The sequence below is a fragment of the Runella defluvii genome, assembly GCF_014195535.1.
In the GTDB taxonomy this organism is placed as follows: Bacteria; Bacteroidota; Bacteroidia; order Cytophagales; family Spirosomataceae; genus Runella; species Runella defluvii.
This window is the reverse complement of sequence record NZ_JACIBY010000046.1, coordinates 1-1,300: the sequence shown is the minus strand read 5'-3', so window position 1 is coordinate 1,300 and position 1,300 is coordinate 1. Positions and strand designations below refer to the sequence as shown.

2 protein-coding genes are annotated in these 1,300 nt (G+C 39.6%); one reads left to right on the top strand and one right to left on the bottom strand.

Annotated elements, in window-relative coordinates:
- Positions 1–36: 36 nt before the first annotated feature.
- Complete coding sequence (locus FHS57_RS31610; protein ID WP_221225790.1) at positions 37–1,047, bottom strand: RNA-guided endonuclease InsQ/TnpB family protein; 1,011 nt, start codon at positions 1,045–1,047, stop codon at positions 37–39.
- Positions 1,048–1,097: 50 nt separating this feature from the next.
- Here FHS57_RS31610 and tnpA point away from each other — a divergent pair.
- A partial coding sequence (tnpA, locus tag FHS57_RS31605) for an IS200/IS605 family transposase (protein ID WP_183980810.1) occupies positions 1,098–1,300 on the top strand: 203 nt, incomplete at its 3' end.

The window sequence follows — 1,300 nt, the reverse complement described above, 5'->3', positions numbered from 1 at the left end:
CCCCGCCTAAAGGCTGGGGGATTCCTTTAATTAGCGTTAGATGCCCCTAACGGAGAATTGTAGTATGTTTTTAGCCGCGTTGACATCTCTTAAATGCGAAGTGCCGCAACACGAACATACCCAATCTCTTACCCCCAACGCACTTAGTCCACTCGGACCTGTTCTTTGCAGACAGGTTGAGCAAGTGACCGTTGAGAAACTCTCGTTGACCTCTTTCATTTCGACACCAAGCCTAACGGCTTTAAATCCAAGCATCACTTTGAAGTCTGACCAACCTGCATCCGATACAGATTTAGCCATCCGGGTCTTTTTTAACTTTAATGAACTCACATTGCCTACTGCTATCTTATCATACTCATTGACGATAGCAGTACTGATTTTGTGATTCCAGTCTTTTCTTTTGTTCTTGATTTTTGCATGAATAGCTGTGACGCGCTTTTTCTTATTTGCGCGTTGGGCAACCGCTAACTTTAACTCATACTTTTTGGTGAGATTTTCGCGGTTAAACTCAACACCATCCGAAAGAGTAGCCAATGTTTTTAGGCCAAGGTCGATGCCAACTTGTCTTCCATTTTTTTCTCTTACTATCTCAGCCTGCTCAATCACAAAGTTTACAAACCAATTACCTTTTGAATCCTGACAGAAAGAACCAAAACGAACCTTTGAGGCAATAGAACGAGAAAGCCAAAATCTGAATTTATGCCCATTGTAGCTTACTGTATCGGATGACACTTTAACACCGACACCTTTAAAGGGAATCCAGCCCAATGATTTTTTTCTGCTTCTCCAATTGAGTTTACGTTTTTTGTGTTGCTTACAGGATTTGGCGTATTCCTCACAAACCGCCTGAACTGTTTGGGAGTGCAAGCCTAATTCTTTGGCACAACTGGCAGTAAGTTTGTTTAAATCAAAAGCAGAAAGTGGTTTGCCAAATTTCTTCCAACTTTCCTGATTAACTTGGTTGCAGTAGTTCCAAACAAAATTGCACGAATAACCCAGTACAACAAGTTTCTTACTTGCCGTTGAGTCCTTGATTCGATATTGCAATGTTGTTAGATTCATAATACAAAACTAACAAATTACATTATATTTGTAATATGAAACAATTAGAAAAATCCAGAAGTGCCACCTATAATATTGGCTATCACATTATTTTTTGTCCTAAATACAGACGAAAAATATTGACAGGTCAAATTGAGATTCGACTTAAAGAAATCATTCGGCAAGTGGCAATAGAGAATGATTGGGAAATTGCCACTTTAGACGTAATGCCCGACCATATCCACGTATTTGTAAAGGC